The organism is Micromonospora avicenniae (assembly GCF_900156065.1).
GTDB lineage: Bacteria > Actinomycetota > Actinomycetes > Mycobacteriales > Micromonosporaceae > Micromonospora > Micromonospora avicenniae.
Window position 1 is genome coordinate 276,063 of sequence record NZ_FTNF01000007.1, and the last position, 19,922, is coordinate 295,984.

Consider the following 19,922-nt stretch of genomic DNA (forward strand, 5'->3'; position numbering starts at 1 on the left):
GGCACCAGCCGGCTCGTGCGCCCCGCCTCGACGGGCTACTCCGGGGCAGCCGTGGCCTTCCTGGGAGCGGCCTTCTTGGCCGGGGTGGCCTTGGCCGTCGTGGTCTTCTTCGCCGCAGTCGACTTCGCCGCCGCCGCGGTCTTCTTCGCCGCAGTCGTCGACTTGGCTGCGGCCTTCTTCGCCGGAGCCTTCTTGGCGGCCGCCTTCTTGCGTGGCGCCGGCCCCTTCGCCCGCTTCTCCGCGAGCATCTCGGAGGCCTCCTCGAGAGTGAGCGCCTCGGGAGTCTGGCCGCGCCGCAGCGACGCGTTGGTCTCGCCGTCGGTCACGTACGGGCCGAACCGGCCGTCCTTGATGACCAGCGGCTTATCGGTCGCCGGGTCCGCACCCAGCTCCCGCAGCGGGGGCGCGGCGGCCCGTCGCTGGCGGGTCTTCGGAGCGGCCAGCAGGGCCAGCGCCTCGTCGAGCGTGACGGTGAACATCTTGTCTTCCGAGTCCAGCGAGCGGAACTCGTCACCGCGCTTGACGTACGGGCCGTAGCGGCCGTTGTTGGCGAAGACCTCGTTGCCCTCCGGGTCGGTACCGACCAGCCGGGGCAGGCTCAGCAACTGCAACGCCTGCTCGAACGTGAGTGAGTCGGGCGACTGCGTACGCAGCAGCGACGACTTGCGCTCACCGCTCGCCACGTACGGGCCGAACCGCCCGGCCTTGAGCAGGATGGGCTCGCCGGTGGCCGGGTCGTCGCCGAGCTTGCGCTCACCGCCGCCGCCGAGGAAGAGCTCGTGCACCTTCTCCGGGGTCAGCTCGTCCGGCGCCAGGCCCTCGGGGATCGGCGCCCGGTCCCCGTGCGCGGCGCCCTCCTCGCCCTCCACCGGCGCGGTGACGGCCTCCTCGCCCGGAACCCGCCGCTCGAGGTACGGGCCGTACCGGCCGACCCGGACGACCACATCCCGGCCCTCGTCGTCGGCGAAGAGCGGGATCGAGTTGACGCTGCGCGCGTCGATCTCGCTGAGGTTCTCGGTGACCAGCTTCTTCAGCCCACCCGCGTGGGCGATCGCCTGGTCGCCGGTGCCGTTCGTGCTGCCGAAGTAGAACGAGGTGAGGAAGTCGACGGCGGCGTGGTCTCCGCCGGCGATCTCGTCCAGCTCGTTCTCCATGCTGGCCGTGAAGTCGTAGTCGATGAGGCGCGGGTAGTGCCGCTCCATCAGCCCGATGACCGCGAACGCCAGGAAGGACGGGATCATCGCCTGGCCGCGCTTGGAGACGTAGCCGCGGTCCTGGATCGTCTGCATGATCGACGCGTACGTGGAGGGCCGGCCGATGCCCAGTTCCTCCAGCGCCTTGACCAGCGACGCCTCCGTGTAGCGGGCGGGCGGCTGGGTGTGGTGGCCCTGCGCGGCCAGCTCGTCGGCGGTCAGCGGCTGGTCCTTGACCAGAGTGGGCAGGCGCCGCTCGGCGTCCTCGGCCTCGGCGTTCTCGTCGTCGCTCGACTCGACGTACGCCCGCAGGAAGCCCGGGTCGGTGATCGTCTTGCCGGTCGCGCCGAAGTCGGCCTCCTCGCCCGTGCTGGAGAGCGCACGGATCCGCACCGACACACTGGAGCCGACCGCGTCGGTCATCTGCGAGGCGATGGTGCGCCGCCAGATCAGCTCGTAGAGCTTGAACTCGTCGGCCGACAGTTCCTTGGCCACCTCGCCCGGGGTACGGAAGTTGTCCCCCGCCGGGCGGATCGCCTCGTGCGCCTCCTGGGCGTTCTTCACCTTGCCGGTGTAGCGACGCGGCTCCGGCGGCACGCTGCGCTCGCCGTACAGCTCGACGATCTGCCGGCGGGCCGCCGAGATGGCGGTCTCCGACAGGTTCACCGAGTCGGTACGCATATAGGTGATGTAGCCGTTCTCGTAGAGCCGCTGCGCGACGCGCATCGTCTGCTGGGACGAGAACCGCAGCTTGCGGGCCCCCTCCTGCTGGAGGGTGGAGGTGATGAACGGCGCGTACGGGCGACGACGGTAGGGCTTCTCCTCGACCCGGGTGACGGTGAACGGGCGGTCCGCCAGCCGGGCCGCCAGGCCCCGGGCACCGCTCTCGTCCAGGTGCACCACGCCCGCACCAGGCTTCACCCGACCGGTGGTCGGCTCGAAGTCCTTACCGGCGGCGACCCGGTCACCGTTCAGGGCGATGAGAGTGGCGTGGAACGTACGCGGACCCTCGCCGGCGTTCGCCACGGCCAGCGTGGCCAGGATGTCCCAGTACTCGGCGGTGCGGAACGCCATCCGCTGCCGCTCCCGCTCGACCACGATGCGGGTCGCCACCGACTGCACCCGGCCCGCCGAGAGCTTCGGCATGACCTTCTTCCACAGCACCGGGGAGACCTCGTAGCCGTAGAGGCGGTCGAGGATGCGTCGGGCCTCCTGCGCGTCGACCAGGTCCCGGTCGATCTCGCGGGGGTTCGCCACCGCCGCCTGGATGGCCGGCTTGGTGATCTCGTGGAAGACCATCCGCTTGACCGGCACCTTGGGCTTGAGCGTCTCCACCAGGTGCCAGGCGATCGCCTCGCCCTCGCGGTCCTCATCCGTGGCCAGGAGGATCTCGTCGACCTCCTTGGCCAGCTTGGTCAGCTTGCTGATCTGCTGCTTGCGATCGGCCGAGACCACGTAGAGGGCGTGGAAGCCGTTGTCGACGTCCACCCCGAGCCGCGCCCACGGCTCGCCCTTGTACTTGGCCGGTACGTCGGCGGCGTTGCGCGGAAGGTCCCGGACATGGCCGAAGCTCGCCTCCACGACGTACCCCGGGCCGAGGTAGCCCGAGATCGTCTTGGCCTTCGCCGGTGACTCGACGATGACCAGACGGGTGGTTCCCGCGTTGCTCGGCACGTCTCTCCCTGACCTAACTCCTGCTCGTGACCGCTGGGTGCCCGTTTCAGGCCGTGTTCGACCCGCCGGACCCCGGCGGTCCGGATGTCCAACGTAACGCGCCGTCCGCGTTTCGGGTTTCGCGGGCGGCAAACCACTCCGGCGTGGGGCCGGATGTGCCGGACGGCGCCACCGTACACCGTGGGTAGGGCCTCGAGCGGGTCACTGTGATGATGGCGGGCCCTCGACCGAAGTACCAACTGCCCGTTTTCCGCCAGTATTCCCCCACCCCATGTCCGCCACCAGACACACCCCACCCCCTCACCCCCGCCCCGGGCGCTACGCCCCCCCACCCCCGCGAGGGACCTCTTTCACGGAAAGAGTGGCCTCCGTGCGCTGGATGGCCACTCTTTCCGTGAAAGCGTGCCCACGGCCGGGGTGGGGGCGGGGGGTTGGGAGGGTTAGGGCCAGGTGGGGGGTGGGGCGGTGGGTGGGCGTTCGCCTACCAGTTCGGCGAGGCGGCGCAACCGCGTACGGCCGGTGATCAGGTAGGCCGGCCCGCCCGCTGCCGGATCGAGCAGTTCACCGGCGAGGCCGACCGCGGCGAGCGCCCGGCCGACGGCATCCCAACACTCCTGGTCCGCCGCGCCCAGGCTGAGCCGGCACCCGGGCAGGTCGACCTCTCCCGCGGCGGCCAGCCAGAGCCGCAGCCGCCGCCCGTTCAGGTGGAACCCGGCCGGGGGCCGCTTCGTCGCCCCGCGCAGCCACGCCACCGCGAGGGGCTTGAGCATCCGGGTGTACGAGGTGCGTACCGCATGCCGCTCGTCCTCGGTCGGCTCCCAACTCGCCGCGATTCCCCGCTGGGCCAGCTCGGCGACCAGGACGTGCACCCGCCATGGCGCGTCCACCACCATCGAGAGCCGGGCGGTGCCACCCATCCGTACGACCTCGCCGGGGCCGGCGAGCAGGCCGGCGAGGTCGGCCACGGTCGGCTCGACCGTCTCCGCGCCGAAGAAGACCAGTTGCCGCCCCGCCTCGTCGACGTCCACCGGCTGGGAGCGCGCCGGCGCGCGAACGCTGGTCGGCCCGCCCCCGGAGTCCGCACCGGCCGCGCCGGCCCCCGGATCACCCGTACCGGCGCCGGAGTCGGCGGAGTCGCCGGAGGCCTCCGGCGGACGCGGCACACGGCGACGGCTCGGGCGCGGCGGCACCGGTTCGGGCACCGGGAAGAGCGTCGGGGGCTGCTGCGTCCCCGACGGTTCGCCGAGCCCGTTCAGCGACACTCCGGCACCTCGTCGAAGGCCTGTCTCAACTCCTCCGAGTTGAGGCGGCTCGTGTCCAGCGTGCTTGCGTCGTACTCCTTGTTGAGCGTCTCCACCGCGGCCCGCACGCCGTCGTAGAACACGGTGGGCTCGCCGGTGCTCAGCCCTTCGATGGTGTCCGCCGCGCGGCCGTACGCGTCCCGCATCTGCCCCAGCGCGCTCTGGAAGCCGGCGGAGATCTCCTCGCCGTGCTCGGCCTCCGGCACACCCGCCTCCTCGACCTGGCGCCGGGCCGTCTCGCTGGCGTTCTCGGCGCCGTCGAAGAGTCGGACCAGGTTCTCCTTGGCCTGCGCCGGAGTGGTCTGCGCCGTCATCTGCTGGTCGGTGCTGCTGGTCAACCGGCTGATCTCCGACCGCCACGGGGCGAGCGCCGAGCAGACCGAGGACGCCCAGGCGCGGGGACTGGGGCCGCCGCCGCACCCGGCGACCGCCAGGGCGAGCGTGGCCAGGACCACCGTGAGCTTTCCGGCGGCAGTCGCCCGGCACGTACGCATGCGTTGCAGCGTACGACCTTCGTCGAACGCAGGCACCGCTCAGGTTTGCGTGACCCCGGCCGGCGTGCGACGCCGACCGGGGTCACCCGGTGCGGTAGGGGTCAGGCCGGAACCGTCTCCGGCCGCTGCTCGGCGCTGCCCGACCCGGTGCCGTCACCGGCGTCCGAATCGGACATCGCCACACCCTTGCGCTTGCTGATCACCACGGCCACGACGACGACCAGCGACGCCACCAACGCGATGGCGATCCGCAGGCCGGTGTTCTTGTCGTCACCGATGCTCCAGGCCACCACGGCCGGCGCGATCAACAGCGAGACCAGGTTCATCACCTTGATCAGCGGGTTGATCGCCGGGCCGGCGGTGTCCTTGAACGGGTCGCCCACGGTGTCGCCGATGACGGTGGCCGAGTGCGACTCGGAGCCCTTGCCGCCGTACGCGCCGTCCTCGACCAGCTTCTTCGCGTTGTCCCAGGCACCACCGGAGTTCGCCAGGAAGACGGCCATCAGCGTGCCGGCCCCGATCGCGCCCGCCAGGTACGCGGCGAGCGCGCCCGGGCCGAGGCCGAAACCGACAGCGATCGGTGCCATGATGGCCAGCAGGCCCGGGGTCATCAGCTCGCGCTGCGCGTCCCGGGTGCAGATGTCGACGACCTTGCCGTACTCGGGCCGCTGGGTCCGGTCCATGATCCCGGGCAGCTCACGGAACTGACGGCGAACCTCCATGACGACGGCGCCCGCCGAGCGGGAGACCGCGTTGATGGCGAGCCCCGAGAAGAGGAACACCACCGCCGCGCCGATGATCAGACCGACGAGGTTCCGCGGGTTCGCCACGTTCAGCGAGTTGAGGATCTCGGCGCCGACGTCGCCCACCCCGGCGTCCGCGTACGCGAGGCGCAGGGTGTCGGTGTAGGAGCCGAAGAGCGCGGTCGCCGCGAGCACCGCGGTAGCGATGGCGATGCCCTTGGTGATGGCCTTGGTGGTGTTGCCCACCGCGTCCAGTTCGGTCAGCGTCCGCGCGCCGTGCTCGTCGATGTCGCCGGACATCTCCGCGACACCCTGGGCGTTGTCGGAGATCGGGCCGAAGGTGTCCATCGCCACGATCACGCCGACCGTGGTGAGCAGACCGGTGCCGGCCAGGGCGACCGCGAAGAGGGAGAGCGTGATGGAGCTGCCGCCGAGCAGGAACGCGCCGAACACACCGGCGCCGATCAGCAGCGCCGAGTAGACCGCCGACTCCAGGCCGATGCTGATGCCGGCGAGGATGACGGTGGCCGGACCGGTCTGCGAGCTCTTGCCGATGTCCTGCACCGGACGCCGGTTGGTCTCGGTGAAGTAGCCGGTCAGCGCCTGGATCGCGGCGGCCAGCACGATGCCGATCACCACGGCGCCGATGGCCACCACCCGCGGGTTCTGGCTGACGTCGGTCAGGCCGCCCTCCAGCTCGGCGAAGGTCGCCGGCAGGTACGCGTACGTGGCGACGGCCACCAGGATCGCGGAGATGATCGCGGAGGCGTAGAAAGCCCGGTTGATGGCGGTCAGGCCGGAACGGTCCGAGGCCCGCAGCCGGGTGATGAAGACGCCGATGATCGCGATGACCGCGCCGATGCCGGAGACGATCAGCGGGAAGACCAGACCCTGCTCGCCGAACGCGGCCCGGCCGAGGATCAGCGCGGCGACCAGGGTCACCGCGTACGACTCGAACAGGTCGGCGGCCATGCCGGCGCAGTCACCGACGTTGTCGCCCACGTTGTCGGCGATGGTCGCGGCGTTCCGCGGGTCGTCCTCCGGGATGCCCTGCTCGACCTTGCCGACCAGGTCGGCGCCGACGTCGGCGGCCTTGGTGAAGATGCCACCGCCGACCCGCATGAACATGGCCAGCAGCGCGGCGCCGAAGCCGAAGCCCTCCAGCACGGTCGGGGCGTCGCCGCGGAACATCAGCACGACCAGCGCCGCACCGAAGAGGCCGAGGCCGACGGTGAGGAAGCCGACCACGCCGCCGGTCCGGAAGGCGATCTTCATGGCCGCTTCGCGGCCGCCCTGCCGTTCCCGGGCGGCGGCGGCGACCCGCAGGTTGGCGCGGGTGGCCAGCCACATACCGGCGCCGCCGATGAACGCGCTGAAGAGCGCGCCCACCACGAAGAACGCGGAGCGGCCGATCTTCACCGCGGTCTCGCTGCCGTCGGTGTCGTGCACCGGCAGCAGGAACAGCAGTACGACGGCGACGACGACGAAGATCGCCAGGGTCCGGAACTGCCGGAGCAGGTACGCCGAGGCGCCCTCCTGGACCGCGCCGGAGATCTCCTGCATGTTGGTGGTGCCCTTGCCGGCCGCCAGAACCGCCCTGGTCAGGGCGGCGGCGAAGACGAGCGCCACCAGCGCGATCACCGCGGCGATGACGACGTACGTGACATTGGCTCCGGTAAGGGAAAGCCCGCCGCCCTCGGCGGCCAAGGTCTCGGACATCTGTGTCCTCCTGTACCGAACACGCACCGGTCGGTGGAGACGCACCACCCGGCGCCTAATGCGGACTCGCAAGCGCGCGCCGACCCCACCCAACGGACCAGCGTTGAACACCCGTTCCCGCTGGCTGCGGGATGGATCACTTGCTGACAACCCGGGTACTGTAGCCCTCCGCAGTGTCCGAGGTCACACGCAGGGTCCACCCCATGTCGATGATCTTCGTCGCTGTGTTATGAGAGAGAATCTGATATAGGAGCCGGTCCATGCGGAACAGGCCGCGCCCGATGGGCGCGGCCTGTGTGGACGGAAACGGTCAGCGGCCGACCGGCCAGACCATGCGCACCTCGGTGCCGACGCCCTCGTCGACGGGACGCACCTGCAGGTCCTCTACGAAACCGGCGAGCAGGGCGAAGCCCACGCCGGTGGTGAGCGCCTCGTCGGTGAGCGCCTCGTTGGCCAACTCGTCCGGGGGCAGCGCGGCGAGACCGATACCCGCCTCGATCGGCGCCCGGTCGACGACCCGGACGGCGTACTGCCCGGAGTCGGACATCTCCACCAGCACCGGATCGTGCAGGCCGTACTGCCGGTGCAGGGCGACGGCCCGGGTGCACGCCTCACCGATGGCGAGACGTACCTCGTCGAGCAGGTCCTCGCGGACGCCGGCCCGGCGGGCGACCGCGACGCCGACCAGGCGAGCGGTGCGCACGTGCACCGGTGCCGGCGAGAAGGAGAGCCGGACCGTGGCCATCACGCGCCGGCACCCGTCGAGTCGGCGGCGATCGCCGCGTCGACCGTCGGGTGCAGCGGGAAGACCTGGTCCAGCGCGGTGATGCGGAAGATCTTGAGCAACGGCTCCTTGTCGCAGACCAGCGCGAAGCTGCCACCCGCCGCGCGCAGCCGCTTCAGCGCGCCGACCAGCACCCCCAGGCCGGTGGAGTCGAGGAAGTCCACCCGTCCGAGATCCACCACCACGTGCCGGGCACCACCGTCGATCAGTTCCAGGAGCCGTTCGCGCAACCGGGGGGCGGTGTAGACGTCCACCTCACCGCCGACCTCGAGCACCGTGTGCTCCCCCACGGCCCGGGTCGCCAGCGACAGCTCCATCTGTCCTCCTCGCAAGAGCCGTAAACTCTCCTGGGCATCTAACCACTACCGCCGGAAGACGCAGCGGTCGACGGCGGGGCCTCCCCCATACCCTGGCCCCGGACTTTTCATCTCCGAACACCAGTGCGAGAGTTTTCCCCGTGACTTACGACAGCTTCACCTCGGCGCGGCTGACGTCGCGCCAGGACCTGGAGCCGTCGACCGCCGCCAGGGTATCCGCAGCTCCTCCTGGGCACGCGCCGGCCGACCTGCTGGCCCGGCTGCGCACCCGCGCCGACGTCGACCCGGTCACCCACGTCGAACGGGTACCGGCCCGGCCGGGCGTGCCTGCGCCGTGGCCGCAGTGGGTCCCGGAGGAACTGCGGGCGGCGTTCGCCGGGCGCGGGGTGACCGCGCCCTGGCGGCATCAGGCCGAGGCGGCCGCCCTGGCGTACGACGGCCAGCATGTGGTCGTCGCCACCGGCACCGCGTCCGGAAAGTCCCTGGCGTACCAGATGCCGGCTCTCGCCACCCTGCTCGCGGACCCCCGGGCCACCGTGCTCTACCTGGCGCCGACCAAGGCGCTCGCCGCCGACCAGCTACGCGCCGTCGCCGAACTGGAACTCGACGGGGTACGCCCCGCCTGCTACGACGGGGACACCCCGCGCGCCGAGCGGGAGTGGATCCGGCGGCACTCCCGGTTCGTGCTGACCAATCCGGACATGCTGCACCACGGCATCCTCCCCGGCCATGCCCAGTGGTCAGGATTCCTGCGCCGGCTGACGTACGTGGTGATCGACGAGTGCCACACCTACCGGGGCGTGTTCGGCTCGCACGTCGCACACGTGCTGCGCCGGCTGCGGCGGCAGTGCGCCCGGTTCGGCAGTACCCCCGTCTTCGTACTCGCCTCCGCGACCTCGGGTGACCCGGCGACCGCGGCGGAGCGGCTCACCGGCCTGCCCGTGGCCGCCGTCACCGAGGACACGTCGCCCCGCGGCGGGGTGACCTTCGCGCTCTGGGAACCGCCGCTGCTGCCCTCCGCCGACACGTCCTCCGACGCGGCGGACCTCGCACCCGTACGCCGGTCCGCGCTGCGGGAGACCGCGGACCTGCTCGCCGACACGGTCGCCGCGGGCGTACGCACCCTCGCCTTCGTCCGCTCCCGCCGGGGCGCCGAGGTGGTGGCCGCGAACACCCGGCGGGCACTGGACGAGGCGGTCCCCGGTCTGGGCGATCGGGTGGCCGCCTACCGCGGCGGCTACCTGCGCGAGGAGCGGCGGGAACTCGAGCGGGCGCTGCTGCACGGCGACCTGCTCGGGCTGGCCTCCACCAACGCGCTGGAGCTCGGCGTCGACCTGGTCGGCCTCGACGCGGTGCTGATCTGCGGCTACCCGGGCACCCGGGCCTCGCTCTGGCAGCAGGCCGGTCGGGCCGGGCGCTCCGGACAGGAGGCGCTGGCCGTGCTGGTGGCCCGGGACGACCCCCTCGACACCTACCTCGTGCACCACCCGGAGGCGGTCTTCGGGCGGCCGGTCGAGGCGACCGTGCTCGACCCGGCCAACCCGTACGTCCTCGCGCCGCAACTCGCCTGCGCCGCGGCCGAGGCACCACTCACTCCGGCCGACCTGGCGTTGTTCGGCGACGGGGCGAAGGAGGCGGTCGATCAGCTCGTAGCGGCCGGCGCGCTGCGGCAACGCCCGACCGGCTGGTACTGGCGGCACCGGGAGCGGCCCGAGGTGGACCTGCGGGGCGAGGGCGGAGCGCCGGTGGTCGTGGTGGAGGCGGCCACGGGGCGGCTGCTCGGCACGGTGGATGGTGGTTCGTCACACTTCCTGCTCCACCCCGGTGCGGTCTACCTGCACCAGGGCGTCTCGTACGTGGTGGACGAGCTGGACCTGGCCGACGGGTGCGCGCTCGTCCACGCCGAGGAACCCGACTGGTCGACCCATGCCCGCGACGTCACCGACGTCTCCGTCGTGTCGGTGCGCTCGTACGTGGACGCCGGGCCGGTCGGGATGTTCCTCGGCGAGGTGGACGTGACCAGCCAGGTGGTGTCGTACCAGCGGCGGCGGATCGCCACCGGCGAGGTGATCGACACTCGGCCGCTGGACCTGCCGGCCCGCGAGCTGCGTACGGTCGCGGTCTGGTTCACGCTCTCGCCGGAGTCGCTGGCGGCGGCCGGCGTCGAGCCGTCGGACGTGCCCGGGGGGCTGCACGCCGCCGAGCACGCGGCTATCGGGTTGCTGCCGCTCATCGCCACCTGCGACCGCTGGGACATCGGTGGGCTCTCCACCGCTCTGCACCCGGACACCGAGGCGCCCACCGTGTTCGTGTACGACGGGCACCCGGGCGGGGCCGGCTTCGCCGAGCGCGCGTACGGCACGGCCGCGACCTGGCTGCGGGCCACCCGCGATGCGATCGCCGAGTGCGCCTGCGAGACCGGCTGCCCGTCCTGCGTGCAGTCGCCCAAGTGCGGCAACGGCAACAACCCGCTCTCGAAGGCGGACGCCGTCCGAGTGCTGGACGTGGTGCTGGCCAACCTGCCGTCCTGATCGCGTCCCCAGCACGGCCCGCACCGGACGTGCCGGCGCGGGGCTTCCACCGCTGGCGCGTTGAGCCGGGCCGATGCGGGAGCGCTGTGGTGTGCGACACTCCGGCGACCCTTATCGAGGAGAACACAATGCAGCCCGACATGTTGCAGGCACAGCAGCGTTTCCACATCCGCCAGCGGGTGCGGCTGATGGTCAACCAGTACGAGGTCCTCGCGGTGGCGCCGGACGGTTCGGAGGGGCAACTGCTGGCCTTCGCCCAGCAGAAGCGCCTCGCCTTCAAGGAGCAGGTCACCCTCTACACGGACGACTCGAAGCAGCAGCCCGTCCTCGGCTTCAAGGCCCGTCAGGCCCTCGACCTCGGTGCCACGTACGACGTCACCGACGCGGCCGGCAACCCGGTCGGCCTGTTCCGCAAGAACTTCGCGCAGTCCCTGCTGCGCTCCACGTGGCACGTGGAGCAGGCCGGGCTGCCCGAGGTCACCGGGCAGGAGCGGAGCCTGCCGGTGGCGTTGCTGCGGCGCTTCGTCGACTCGCTCTCCTGGCTGCCGTACCACTTCGACTTCACCGCCGGCGGTCAGCCCGTCTTCTCCGTGGTGAAGAAGTGGGGGCTGCGCGACCGGTACGTGGTCGAGATCCAGCACCCGCAGATCGACCGCCGACTGGTCATCGCGATGGCCATCGCCCTGGACGCTCTTCAGGCGCGCTGACGCCGGTACCGCCCCGGTGTCGCCGCTCGTGAACGGCGTTCCGGGGCGGCGCCTACCGTCCCGTCACTCAGACCAGCCTGGCTGCCGCTGCCTGGACGGGTCCACCCACGATCGGCGCGCCGGTCACCGGGAGGTGCGGTCTCGCCATTGGCTGGTCCGGGTGCGGACCCGGTCGGCGTCGGCGGCATTCTTGACATGCCCCAACCAGAACAGGTTCGGGTCGGCGGGCACCGAGCCGTCAGTGACCATCCGTGCGACGGCGGGCAGGCCCGTGGGTTCGGCGAACGAACTCAGTCGCGCGGCGACCGCCCCGCCCCGGCCAGTACCTGTGGGATAGACCTGGATGGCGGTGACGTGTGACCAGGGCAGCAGTGGGCCCCGTCCGGCGAACAGGGTGACGCCGTGTGGGCAGAGATCGGCGGCGTACCGCCCCGATCGGCGGGGGATGCCAGGCTGGGGCTCTTTCCCTCTTCCAGTCGGCTGGCCGGTCCGGTTGACGGCCAGCCACAGGGCGAAGACCAGCATCATGAAGATCCAGACCGCGACGCCGATTCGTACATAGAACGCCAGGACGCTCTCGCTCGAGAGGTTCCAGCGGACTCCCACCCAGAGGACCACCGCGATGCCGACCGTGGTCAGCAGCAGCACCAACCATCGGCCCGGACCGAGCGGACGATGATCACGTAGGCCGATCGACGCGTCGCATTCGTGCACGTCACACCCCCGTTCATCGACGATCGTAGTGGGTGCGATCGCGCTGGTGCACGGCTCGTTTGCCATGCGGCACATCGGACGTCAGCTCCGCAGCGGGCCGGCGCGCGCGGTGGCCGTGGCGACCCGGGTCAGGCCGGGCAGCAGGGCGACGCCGACCTCGGCGGTGATCACCACATCGAGACCGTCGAGCCGGCAGTCCAGGAGTCGCCCACCGTTGCGCCCCGTGATCTCGGCCGCCGCCGAACAGGCCGCTTCCGCGTCGGCTGGCGCTCGCCCGGCACCGGCCAGCGCACCGAGGTCCGCCGCCACCGCTGCCTGCTGGCGTGCCGTCCGCGCGGCGCCCACCGCCGCGCCGAACATCCCGACCATCACGAAGACCAGGCCGACGGCGAGCAGACAGACGCTCGCGCCTCCCCGGTCGCGATCCGACGCCGTGACCGCTGGTGGGTGTCGGCGTCGGACCGGGCCCAACCCGCTCGTCCCCGGGACCCGGCCGGTGGCCACCTGCCCCGGCGCGGTGTCCGGGACCGTTCGGTGCGGCGCGCGCCGCCGGTGGGCATCCGTGTCCGCCGGCCGCTTCGCGCCGCTCACGACGGCGCCGCCGCGGCCGCACCGGGCTCGACGGCGGCGACAGCGGTCGCGGTCACGGTGATCCGGGGCAGTCGAGCGCCGAGTGCGCGGACGGGTGCCCGTACGCTCACCTGCACCTGCCCGTCGCCGGTCGACACGGTGATCTCCGACCCGGCCGGCGCGGCTCGGGCACCGGCCGCGGGGCCGTCCTCGCCGCGGGAGGCAGCCAACGCCGCCTCCCGCGCCGCGTGCAGGCAGCCCGCCCGGGTGCTCACCGCGTTGACGGCTGTCAGCCCGGCGAGCAGGAGCAGCAGCAGCGCCGGCAGGCCGGCCGCCAGTTCGGCGGTGAATGAACCCCGGTCACGACCGGCCAGCCGGCGCCGGATCACTTGAGCGCCCGGTCGATGACGGCCGTCAACGCGGACTGGACGTTCCCGGACGTCAGCACCTTCAGCAGGATGCCCGCGAAGGCAACCGCCGCGAGTGTGCCGACGGCGTACTCGGCGGTGTTCATCCCGGCGTCCCCGCGCAGGCGGGCGAGCAGTTTACGCACGTTCCGTACCCCTTCCTCGATGGTTCTCAGAGCACGTCGCCCAGAACGGCGACGATCACCGGCACCAGGCCGGCGAGAATGAAGGCCGGCAGGAAGCAGAGCCCCAGCGGCAGCACGATGAGTACGCCCGCCCGGCGGGCCGACGCCTCGGCCGCGGTGGCCCGGTCGGCGCGCAGGTCGTCGGCGAGCCGGGTCAGCGCGCCGGCCAGCGCTGCTCCGCTGTTCGACGACCGGTACGCGGCGGCCGACACCCGCTCCGCCCCCGGCACCCCGTCGAGGGCCGACCACGCCTCCTCCGGGCCACCGCCGAGCAGTAGCGTCCGACCGACCCGCCCGAGCCGGACCGCGAGCGGGCCGTCCAGCGCCTCGGCGACCGCCAGTACCGACCTGTCCACGGGAGCGCCCGCGCGCATGGCCGCAGCCAGCAGGTCCGCGGCCAGTGGCAGGTCGGCGGCTTCCCGGAGCCGACGGTCACGGGCCGCGGGCGGCTCGATCCGCCGTAGCAGCCGGTCCAGCAGGACCGCGGTCGGTACCGCGCCGAGCAGGCCGAGCCAGCCACCGGCCACCACGGCCACCGCCGCCCCGCCCAGCGCCGAGGCCAGCCGGATCAGGTCGGGGCGCCGGCCGGTCCGGCCAGGTCCGTCACCGTCGCCCGGCGGGCGGCCCGCGCCCGATGGGACGTCGTCGTGCCCCCGCACCGGCCGCCCGAGCCCGAACCACCACCGGCTGGCGGCCGACTCCTCGCCGGCAGGTGCCGGGCCGGTCTGGCGGGAGTTCCGGAGCGACCGCAGCCGGTGCAAGGGGCGGCGACCGCTCGTCGCCGCCAACAGCAGGGCCGCCGCGGCCAGGCAACCGGCGGCCAGGACGGCCCGGGACATCAGGCGGCCCGAGCCGGTGCGGCGCTGAGGCGTTCGGCCCAGAACAGCCCACCGGCCTGCAGCCCGACGGCGAGCACCGTGCAGACGCCCCCGACCGGGGTGTGCAGGAGCACGTGGACCGGATCGACCCCGATGCCGTACCCGAGCCCGATACCGCCGAGTGGGAGACCCGCCAGCAACCAGGCGGTGGCCCGGGCACCCGCCGCCTGCGCGGCTGCGGCGGCCAGCCCCCGGTCGACCGACCGGGCGTCTGACTCGATCCGCTCCACCAGATCGGCCAGCGGTGCACCGGTGCGATCGGCGAGCCGTACGGCAGCGGACGCGAGCCGGCGCAGCCGATCCGATTCGTCCGGCTGCTCCTGCGGATCGGCCAGCGCCGGCACCGGAAGCCCGGCCCGCAGGTCCGCCGCGAACCCGCAGAGCTGGTCCAGCCGGCGGCGTCGAGCCTGCTCGACCTGGCGCGTCGACTTCCAGCGGATCGCCGCGCGCACCCCCAACATGCCGTACGTCGCGAGCGCCACGGAGGCGACCGGGCCGCCGAGCAGCCCGCCCAGACCGGCGCCGGTCAACCCGGCCAGGAGCAGCGTGCGCCTCGGCGCCCGGCCCAGCGCGAACCCCAGTCTCCCGGAACCACTGCTCGTCGACGGATCGGCGACCCGTTCGCGCTGGACCGTGACGCTCGGGACCGGCGTCCCGCCCAGCCCGGCCGGGGCTCTGCCGTCCCGCCGGCCGGGCGGACCGGTCGGTCCGGGTGCTCGCCCCGGCCCAGGCCCTTGCCCGGTCGGTCCGGGCGCTCCCGGGGCGACGTCCCGGGTGACCGGCCATCCAGCGCCGGCTTCAACGGGGGCTGCGCCGTCGGTCGGCTGCCTCCGCAGGACGCCCACGCGCTGCGGCCGGTCCGGCGCGGCGGCGCGCGCCGGACCGACCGACGAACCTCGGCTCGACCCGGCTGGAAGAGCGCCGCCGTGCTCTACCGGGGCGTGGGCGGTCCGCTCGGGTCGGGCGTCGGGCGATCCGGACGGATCGTCGAGGGGACGCCTCAGTTCGGTGACCCAGGCGATGAGAGCCTCGTCGGCCGACCGGCGGCGGGACCGGGCCGAGCCGCCGATCGCCGTCATCACCGCACCGCGGCGAGACCGGGCGCTACGCAGCGGCCAGCCGACCAGCACCGCCGCCACCAGCAGCAGGACCGCCGTCGTCGCCGTCGACCAAACTGCCGGGCTCATGCCGGCCCCGCCGATCCGGGCCAGGGCTCGCTGAGGATCGGCGGCACTGGTACGTCCCGTTCCCGCAGCAGCGTGGCGAGCGCCCGGGCGGCCGGGCCGGGGCCACGCCCGCGTACCCAGGCGGGCACCACCGTGACCAACCGGTCCGGGCCCTCGGGCAGCAGCAGACAGACGGATTCCAGCACCCGCCCTCGATCGCTGCGGCGTACCTGCAACAACACCTGCAGCGCGGCGGCGACCTGTGCGTGCAGTGCGGCACGTGGCAGCCCACCGAGCATCCCCAGCGCCTCCAGTCGCGCCGGCACGTCGGTCGGGGTGTTCGCGTGCAGCGTCCCGGCACCGCCGTCGTGGCCGGTGTTCAGGGCGGCGAGCAGGTCCACCACCTCGCCGCCCCGGCACTCCCCGACGACCAGCCGGTCGGGTCGCATCCGCAGGGCCTGACGGACCAGGTCGGCCAGCCCGACCACGCCCGAGCCCTCCACATTGGCGGTGCGGGCCTGCAGCCCCACCACGTGCGGATGCCGTGGCCGCAACTCGGCGGCGTCCTCCACCAGCACGATCCGCTCGGTTGCCGGTACAAGCCCGAGCAACGTGTTGAGCAGCGTCGTCTTGCCGGACCCCGTGCCGCCGGTCACCAGGTAGGCCAGCCGGGCCGCCACCACGGCGGAGAGCACCGGTGCGACCGATCGGGCCACCGTGCCGTGCTGCACCAGCTCGTCGAGGGTGAACGGTCGCTGCCGGAAGGTGCGCAGCGACAGGTACGGGCCGTCCGTCGCCACCGGCGGCAGTACGGCGTGCAGCCGGGTTCCGTCGGCGAGGCGAGCGTCCGCGTACGGGGAGCCGTCGTCCAGCCGCCGGCCGGCGCTCGCGGTGAGCCGCTGTGCCAACCGGCGTACGTCGTCGACCGAGCCGAGCGGTACCGCCGTCTGGTGCAGACCCTGCCCCCGGTCTACCCAGACCCGGACGCCGTTGACCAGCACGTCGGTCACGTCCGGGTCGGCCAGCAGCGGAGCGAGCGGACCGGCGCCGACCAGCTCGTCACGTACCCGGTCGGCCATCCGCAGCACCGCGGTGTCGCCGAGGACCGCAGCGGTGGACTCGGCGCGTACGGCGGAGACGATCGCGGCCGGGGTGACCGGAGTCGCGGACGAGGCCATCCGCTGCCGTACCCGGGCGGGAAGACCGTCGTCCGACGTGCCGGTCATGCCGCACCGGCCGCGGGTGCGCCGGTGAGCTCGGCGACGATCCGCTGGCAGAGCGCGGCCAGCGGGCCGCGCCCCGTGGCAGCCGGCGCCTCTCCGCGTTCGAGCCCCCGCACGATCGCCGGCTCGGGGCGGAGCGTGCCGGCCAGCGGCAGCCCCAGTGCCCGTGCCACCTCGTCGGCCCGGAGCCGCCCCGGGGCCGGCCCGCGAACGATGACGGCGAGGTCGGTGCAGTGCAGGGCGGCGGCTGCCGCGACCCGGGACGCCGCCGCGGTGGCACGTAGCTCCGCCGGGACGACCAGGTACGCCCGGTCGGCGGCCTGCAACGCGGTGACAGCCGCGTCGTCGAGCTGCCTGGGCAGGTCGACGGCCACGAAGTCGCGTCCGCGCCGGGCGGCGTCGAGGGTGGCCGCCATCGCCGGGGCCGGCAGTGCGAGCAGCTCGCCCCGGTCCCAGGAGAGCACCACGAGGTCGCCCCGATGGGGCAGGGCCCGGACCAGCGCGGGAGCGTCGACCCGGCCGTCGGCGTCGGTGAGCGACGGCCAGCGGAGCCCGTCCAGCTGCTCCCAGCCGAGGATCAGGTCGAGCCCACCGCCGAGCGGGTCGGCGTCCACGAGCAGGGTCCGCAGGCGGGCCCGGGCCGCGGTTACCGCGAGCCCGCCGGCCAGGATGCTCGCGCCGGCACCGCCCCGCCCGCCGAGCACCGCGACGATCCGGGCGGCGGCCACCGGCGGGTCGGCGCCGTGTTCGGCGAAGCGGTCCACCAGCCACGGCTCGGCCGCCGGCAGGGTGGCGACGTGCTCGGCGCCGATCAGCTCGGCGACCTGCCAGCCGGGGTCGAGTTCGCCGGAGCGGCCCACCAGGACCAGGCGGGGGCGCTGCGGCAGCCGGGCCCGCAGGCAGGGCTGTGCCTGGTCGACGCCGACCAGCACGAGCGGTGCGGGCAGCCAGCGGGTGCGCGCGGCCGCCGGATCGGGTGCGAGCTCCACCTCGGCACCGCCGGCGGCGGCGAGCCGGAGCAGGTCGTCGAGGAGGTCGCCGTCGCCGGTGACGACCAGCGGGCGTCGGCCGGGCGACGGGACGGAGGTACGGGGTGGCATCGCGGCCTCCAGCGGTCAGGGCTCGAAGTGCTGCCCGAGACCCTGCTCCCGATCCGCGCCGCCGGCCGCCCCACGGTGGTCTCCTGTGGACAACCACGCCGCCTGTGGACAACGCCCGCCCCCGGCGGTGGATCTGCTACAGGTGCGGCCGTCGTGCTGGCCGCTGCGGCCGGTCACCTACCGATCGCGCAGGCCGGCGTGGCCGTTGAGAATCGGGAACCATGACTACGCATCTCCGATTGGGACTGTCCGGCGCACCACTGACCCTGCTCGGCAGCCTGCTCCTGGCCGCGGCGACGGTCGGCACCTGGCTCGCCTGGCTGAGCTGGAACACCGGCTACCAGACCGACCCGCAGACCGGCGCGGTCAGCGGTCCGTACGCGGTGTGGCAGGTGGCCGGGTGCGTGCTCACACTTGCCGTGGTCGCCGCCGCCGGTGGCTGGTGGCTCAGCCCCTGGCTGGTCGCGCCGGTGATGGCGGTCGCCTTCACGGTTCCCTGGGCCGTGCAGGCGGCGTCGACCGATGGCAGCGGGCTATGGGCGGTAGGCGCGACGTTGGTGCTGATAGGCACGGCGGCCGGCGGCGGGGTGGTCAGCCTGGGTACCCACCTGCTCCACCGCCGACTGACCGGCTCGTGACCCGGCACCGCCGCAGTACCCATCCAACCGTTACACGTAACCTCGGACGACTACGCCGCCCGCGTCTTGGCCGCCTTCGATGGCTCCGCTGCTTCTCTGCTGCTTCGGGGCGGGGAAATGCCCTCGGAGAATGCCCGCTACGAAGACGAGGGGGACTGTGACCTGCGCCGCAGTGCTCGATGCGCAAAGGGACGACCCCCGTCGGGGGAGCCTGGTAGCCGCTGTCAGAGAGTGTCAACAAACGCCATCGGGTGCGCTCACGCTCGGCCGGCGTGTTGCTCGTTCCGCCCGCCATCGTTTCGCGGCGAGCTGCTTGCTGACTCGCTGCTGACTCCGGCCGGCCTCGACGTCTCGCTTACAAGCTCCGTGCGTCGCGTCCACAGGCGTCCGGCGACGGCTGCACGCTCGGACCTTCATCCGCGCCGGCGCTCGTCAGTGTGCCGCCGTCCGGCGGCGCTGCTGTCGGCAGCCGTTCCGCTGGCGATCCAGGCCCATCACCGCTGCGGGGAGCCTGGTCGTGGTTGTCAGCCCAGTGCCGGCAAATGTCATCTCGTCCGCGCAGTCTGGTATCGACCGTACGTAGATCTGCGTAGCGCGATGGTCGCTCGGTAGCGGACGACTAGCACCGGTCGGCGCGACAGCCTGAGATCCATGACTGCTACTCGCCTCAGCGCGGCCGTTGCCTTCCTCCTCGCCGCCGTCGGGATCGGTATCCAGATTGCCGCCGGCGCCGACTATCCGGTCGTACCCCCGGGGGCCATCATCCTCGTCGTCGCGGCGGCCGTCTGCCTCCTGTGGCGGCGGTGGTGGGCGCTGCTGCTGCCGGCCGCGATAGCGTTGTTCCTGCTGGTCGGCGGCGCGCTCGCACCGAACACGGCGGATAACCTCGATGCCGGTGGCGGCCGCATGTGGGGCACGGTGCTCCAGCTGGCCGCCTTGGTGGTCGCGCTCGTCGTGACAGTGCTGGCCGCGGTCCGGGAACGCCGGACCGCGTGATCGCACCTGCTCATGGGAAACCGACTTCTCGCGTTGCTGCAAAGCCGAGATGAGGACGTGACGCTCGGCCGACTCGGCGGTCACGAGCACTCGTGGCGCTAGCCCTCTGGCTGTGGGCCGTAGAACGACGGTCAGCTTGGGAATCGGGTTGATTCGCGACCCCCCGCTCCTGGTGCCGGCTGGTCGTGGATTCCTGGACGGCCCGACCGAGCGCTGCGGCGGACCTCCGCTGACCGATGTCGACCGCTGCATCGGGCACGGATCGGGCACGGACTCTGGCGAGGCTGAGGCTTGAACCCTAAGCCGCGAGGGGGCTTTACAGCCGGGTGACAGTCGGCCGCCTGGCGGCCGTCTTGGCAGAGGCCACTACTCGTTCATCCCGCGCCGACTTCTAACGCCAGGGTCGCCGAGGACTGGCGGCCCCCGCACTGAGAGTGCGCGCGGGTGCTGTTGACTCGGTAGGTTGTCGATCATGACGGACGTACGGCTGAAGCCGATGACCGAGGATCAGTACAAGCCGTGGCGGGCCGAGGCCGAGGCGCACTACGTGCAGAGCCTCGCCGCGTCGGGCCAGTCGACGCA

The 19,922-nt window shown here is 72.9% G+C and carries 18 protein-coding genes; 4 read left to right on the plus strand and 14 right to left on the minus strand.

Annotated features, from left to right (window positions below; translation table 11 throughout):
* Positions 1-35: 35 nt before the first annotated feature.
* From topA to BXA10_RS14320, 6 genes are all read right to left on the minus strand, one after another.
* Positions 36-2,867: a type I DNA topoisomerase gene (gene topA, locus BXA10_RS14295; protein WP_076470811.1), complete on the minus strand. Its 2,832-nt coding sequence runs from the start codon at positions 2,865-2,867 to the stop codon at positions 36-38.
* A gap of 440 nt (positions 2,868-3,307) precedes the next feature.
* Positions 3,308-4,129: a hypothetical protein gene (locus BXA10_RS14300; protein ID WP_076470812.1), complete on the minus strand. Its 822-nt coding sequence runs from the start codon at positions 4,127-4,129 to the stop codon at positions 3,308-3,310.
* The gene (locus BXA10_RS14305; RefSeq protein WP_076470813.1) at positions 4,120-4,662 is read right to left on the minus strand and encodes a hypothetical protein; all 543 of its coding nucleotides are present in this window, start codon (positions 4,660-4,662) and stop codon (positions 4,120-4,122) included. Before BXA10_RS14305 ends, BXA10_RS14300 begins: the two co-directional genes overlap by 10 nt.
* 101 nt (positions 4,663-4,763) lie before the next feature.
* Entirely contained in the window at positions 4,764-7,124 is a 2,361-nt protein-coding gene (locus tag BXA10_RS14310; protein WP_076470814.1) for a sodium-translocating pyrophosphatase, read from the minus strand.
* Between the two features lie 310 nt (positions 7,125-7,434).
* On the minus strand, positions 7,435-7,872 hold the full coding sequence (locus BXA10_RS14315; protein WP_076470815.1) for an ATP-binding protein: 438 nt from the start codon (positions 7,870-7,872) through the stop codon (positions 7,435-7,437).
* The gene (locus tag BXA10_RS14320; protein ID WP_076470816.1) at positions 7,869-8,225 is read right to left on the minus strand and encodes an STAS domain-containing protein; all 357 of its coding nucleotides are present in this window, start codon (positions 8,223-8,225) and stop codon (positions 7,869-7,871) included. Before BXA10_RS14320 ends, BXA10_RS14315 begins: the two co-directional genes overlap by 4 nt.
* A 170-nt stretch (positions 8,226-8,395) precedes the next feature.
* Here BXA10_RS14320 and BXA10_RS14325 point away from each other — a divergent pair, with 170 nt between their 5' ends.
* A complete protein-coding gene (locus tag BXA10_RS14325) occupies positions 8,396-10,756 on the plus strand; it encodes a DEAD/DEAH box helicase (protein WP_076470858.1) in 2,361 nt (786 codons plus the stop codon).
* Positions 10,757-10,884: 128 nt separating this feature from the next.
* Complete coding sequence (locus tag BXA10_RS14330) at positions 10,885-11,463, plus strand: LURP-one-related/scramblase family protein (protein WP_076470817.1); 579 nt, start codon at positions 10,885-10,887, stop codon at positions 11,461-11,463.
* Between the two features lie 123 nt (positions 11,464-11,586).
* Here the strand turns inward: BXA10_RS14330 and BXA10_RS14335 are convergent, their stop codons facing one another.
* The 8 genes from BXA10_RS14335 to ssd form a co-directional block, all read right to left on the minus strand.
* Entirely contained in the window at positions 11,587-12,243 is a 657-nt protein-coding gene (locus BXA10_RS14335; RefSeq protein ID WP_139337996.1) for a hypothetical protein, read from the minus strand.
* 15 nt (positions 12,244-12,258) lie between these two features.
* Positions 12,259-12,648, minus strand: a complete 390-nt coding sequence (locus BXA10_RS14340) for an Rv3654c family TadE-like protein (protein ID WP_076470859.1) — start codon at positions 12,646-12,648, stop codon at positions 12,259-12,261.
* Between the two features lie 116 nt (positions 12,649-12,764).
* Positions 12,765-13,133: a TadE family type IV pilus minor pilin gene (locus BXA10_RS14345; protein ID WP_175649211.1), complete on the minus strand. Its 369-nt coding sequence runs from the start codon at positions 13,131-13,133 to the stop codon at positions 12,765-12,767.
* Complete coding sequence (locus tag BXA10_RS14350) at positions 13,133-13,261, minus strand: DUF4244 domain-containing protein (RefSeq protein WP_208418639.1); 129 nt, start codon at positions 13,259-13,261, stop codon at positions 13,133-13,135. The genes BXA10_RS14345 and BXA10_RS14350 overlap by 1 nt, the downstream gene beginning before the upstream one ends.
* Before the next feature lie 65 nt (positions 13,262-13,326).
* Positions 13,327-14,178, minus strand: a complete 852-nt coding sequence (locus BXA10_RS14355; protein ID WP_425436066.1) for a type II secretion system F family protein — start codon at positions 14,176-14,178, stop codon at positions 13,327-13,329.
* Positions 14,178-15,404, minus strand: coding sequence for a hypothetical protein (locus BXA10_RS32175; RefSeq protein ID WP_245828242.1), 1,227 nt, complete (start codon positions 15,402-15,404; stop codon positions 14,178-14,180). Before BXA10_RS32175 ends, BXA10_RS14355 begins: the two co-directional genes overlap by 1 nt.
* Positions 15,401-16,609 (minus strand): TadA family conjugal transfer-associated ATPase, encoded by a 1,209-nt coding sequence (locus BXA10_RS14365; RefSeq protein ID WP_076470821.1) that lies wholly within the window; start codon positions 16,607-16,609, stop codon positions 15,401-15,403. Before BXA10_RS14365 ends, BXA10_RS32175 begins: the two co-directional genes overlap by 4 nt.
* Positions 16,606-17,706 (minus strand): septum site-determining protein Ssd, encoded by a 1,101-nt coding sequence (gene ssd / locus BXA10_RS14370; RefSeq protein ID WP_076470822.1) that lies wholly within the window; start codon positions 17,704-17,706, stop codon positions 16,606-16,608. Before ssd ends, BXA10_RS14365 begins: the two co-directional genes overlap by 4 nt.
* A gap of 221 nt (positions 17,707-17,927) precedes the next feature.
* On the opposite strand from ssd, the gene BXA10_RS14375 reads away from it, so the two are divergent.
* Together BXA10_RS14375 and BXA10_RS14380 are read left to right on the plus strand one after the other, a co-directional pair.
* Positions 17,928-18,344 (plus strand): hypothetical protein, encoded by a 417-nt coding sequence (locus BXA10_RS14375; protein ID WP_076470823.1) that lies wholly within the window; start codon positions 17,928-17,930, stop codon positions 18,342-18,344.
* Between the two features lie 651 nt (positions 18,345-18,995).
* Complete coding sequence (locus BXA10_RS14380; RefSeq protein WP_076470824.1) at positions 18,996-19,340, plus strand: hypothetical protein; 345 nt, start codon at positions 18,996-18,998, stop codon at positions 19,338-19,340.
* Positions 19,341-19,922 lie beyond the last annotated feature (582 nt).

Coding starts and splice junctions, on each gene's coding strand:
- BXA10_RS14335 (WP_139337996.1), bottom strand. CDS start 12,243: ATGGCAAACGAGCCGTGCACCAGCGCGATCGCACCCACTACGATCGTC.
- BXA10_RS14350 (WP_208418639.1), bottom strand. CDS start 13,261: ATGAACACCGCCGAGTACGCCGTCGGCACACTCGCGGCGGTTGCCTTC.
- ssd (WP_076470822.1), bottom strand. CDS start 17,706: ATGCCACCCCGTACCTCCGTCCCGTCGCCCGGCCGACGCCCGCTGGTC.
- BXA10_RS14330 (WP_076470817.1), top strand. CDS start 10,885: ATGCAGCCCGACATGTTGCAGGCACAGCAGCGTTTCCACATCCGCCAG.
- BXA10_RS14380 (WP_076470824.1), top strand. CDS start 18,996: ATGACTGCTACTCGCCTCAGCGCGGCCGTTGCCTTCCTCCTCGCCGCC.
- BXA10_RS14305 (WP_076470813.1), bottom strand. CDS start 4,662: ATGCGTACGTGCCGGGCGACTGCCGCCGGAAAGCTCACGGTGGTCCTG.
- BXA10_RS14310 (WP_076470814.1), bottom strand. CDS start 7,124: ATGTCCGAGACCTTGGCCGCCGAGGGCGGCGGGCTTTCCCTTACCGGA.
- BXA10_RS14375 (WP_076470823.1), top strand. CDS start 17,928: ATGACTACGCATCTCCGATTGGGACTGTCCGGCGCACCACTGACCCTG.
- BXA10_RS14365 (WP_076470821.1), bottom strand. CDS start 16,609: ATGACCGGCACGTCGGACGACGGTCTTCCCGCCCGGGTACGGCAGCGG.
- BXA10_RS14320 (WP_076470816.1), bottom strand. CDS start 8,225: ATGGAGCTGTCGCTGGCGACCCGGGCCGTGGGGGAGCACACGGTGCTC.
- BXA10_RS14355 (WP_425436066.1), bottom strand. CDS start 14,178: ATGTCCCGGGCCGTCCTGGCCGCCGGTTGCCTGGCCGCGGCGGCCCTG.
- BXA10_RS32175 (WP_245828242.1), bottom strand. CDS start 15,404: ATGAGCCCGGCAGTTTGGTCGACGGCGACGACGGCGGTCCTGCTGCTG.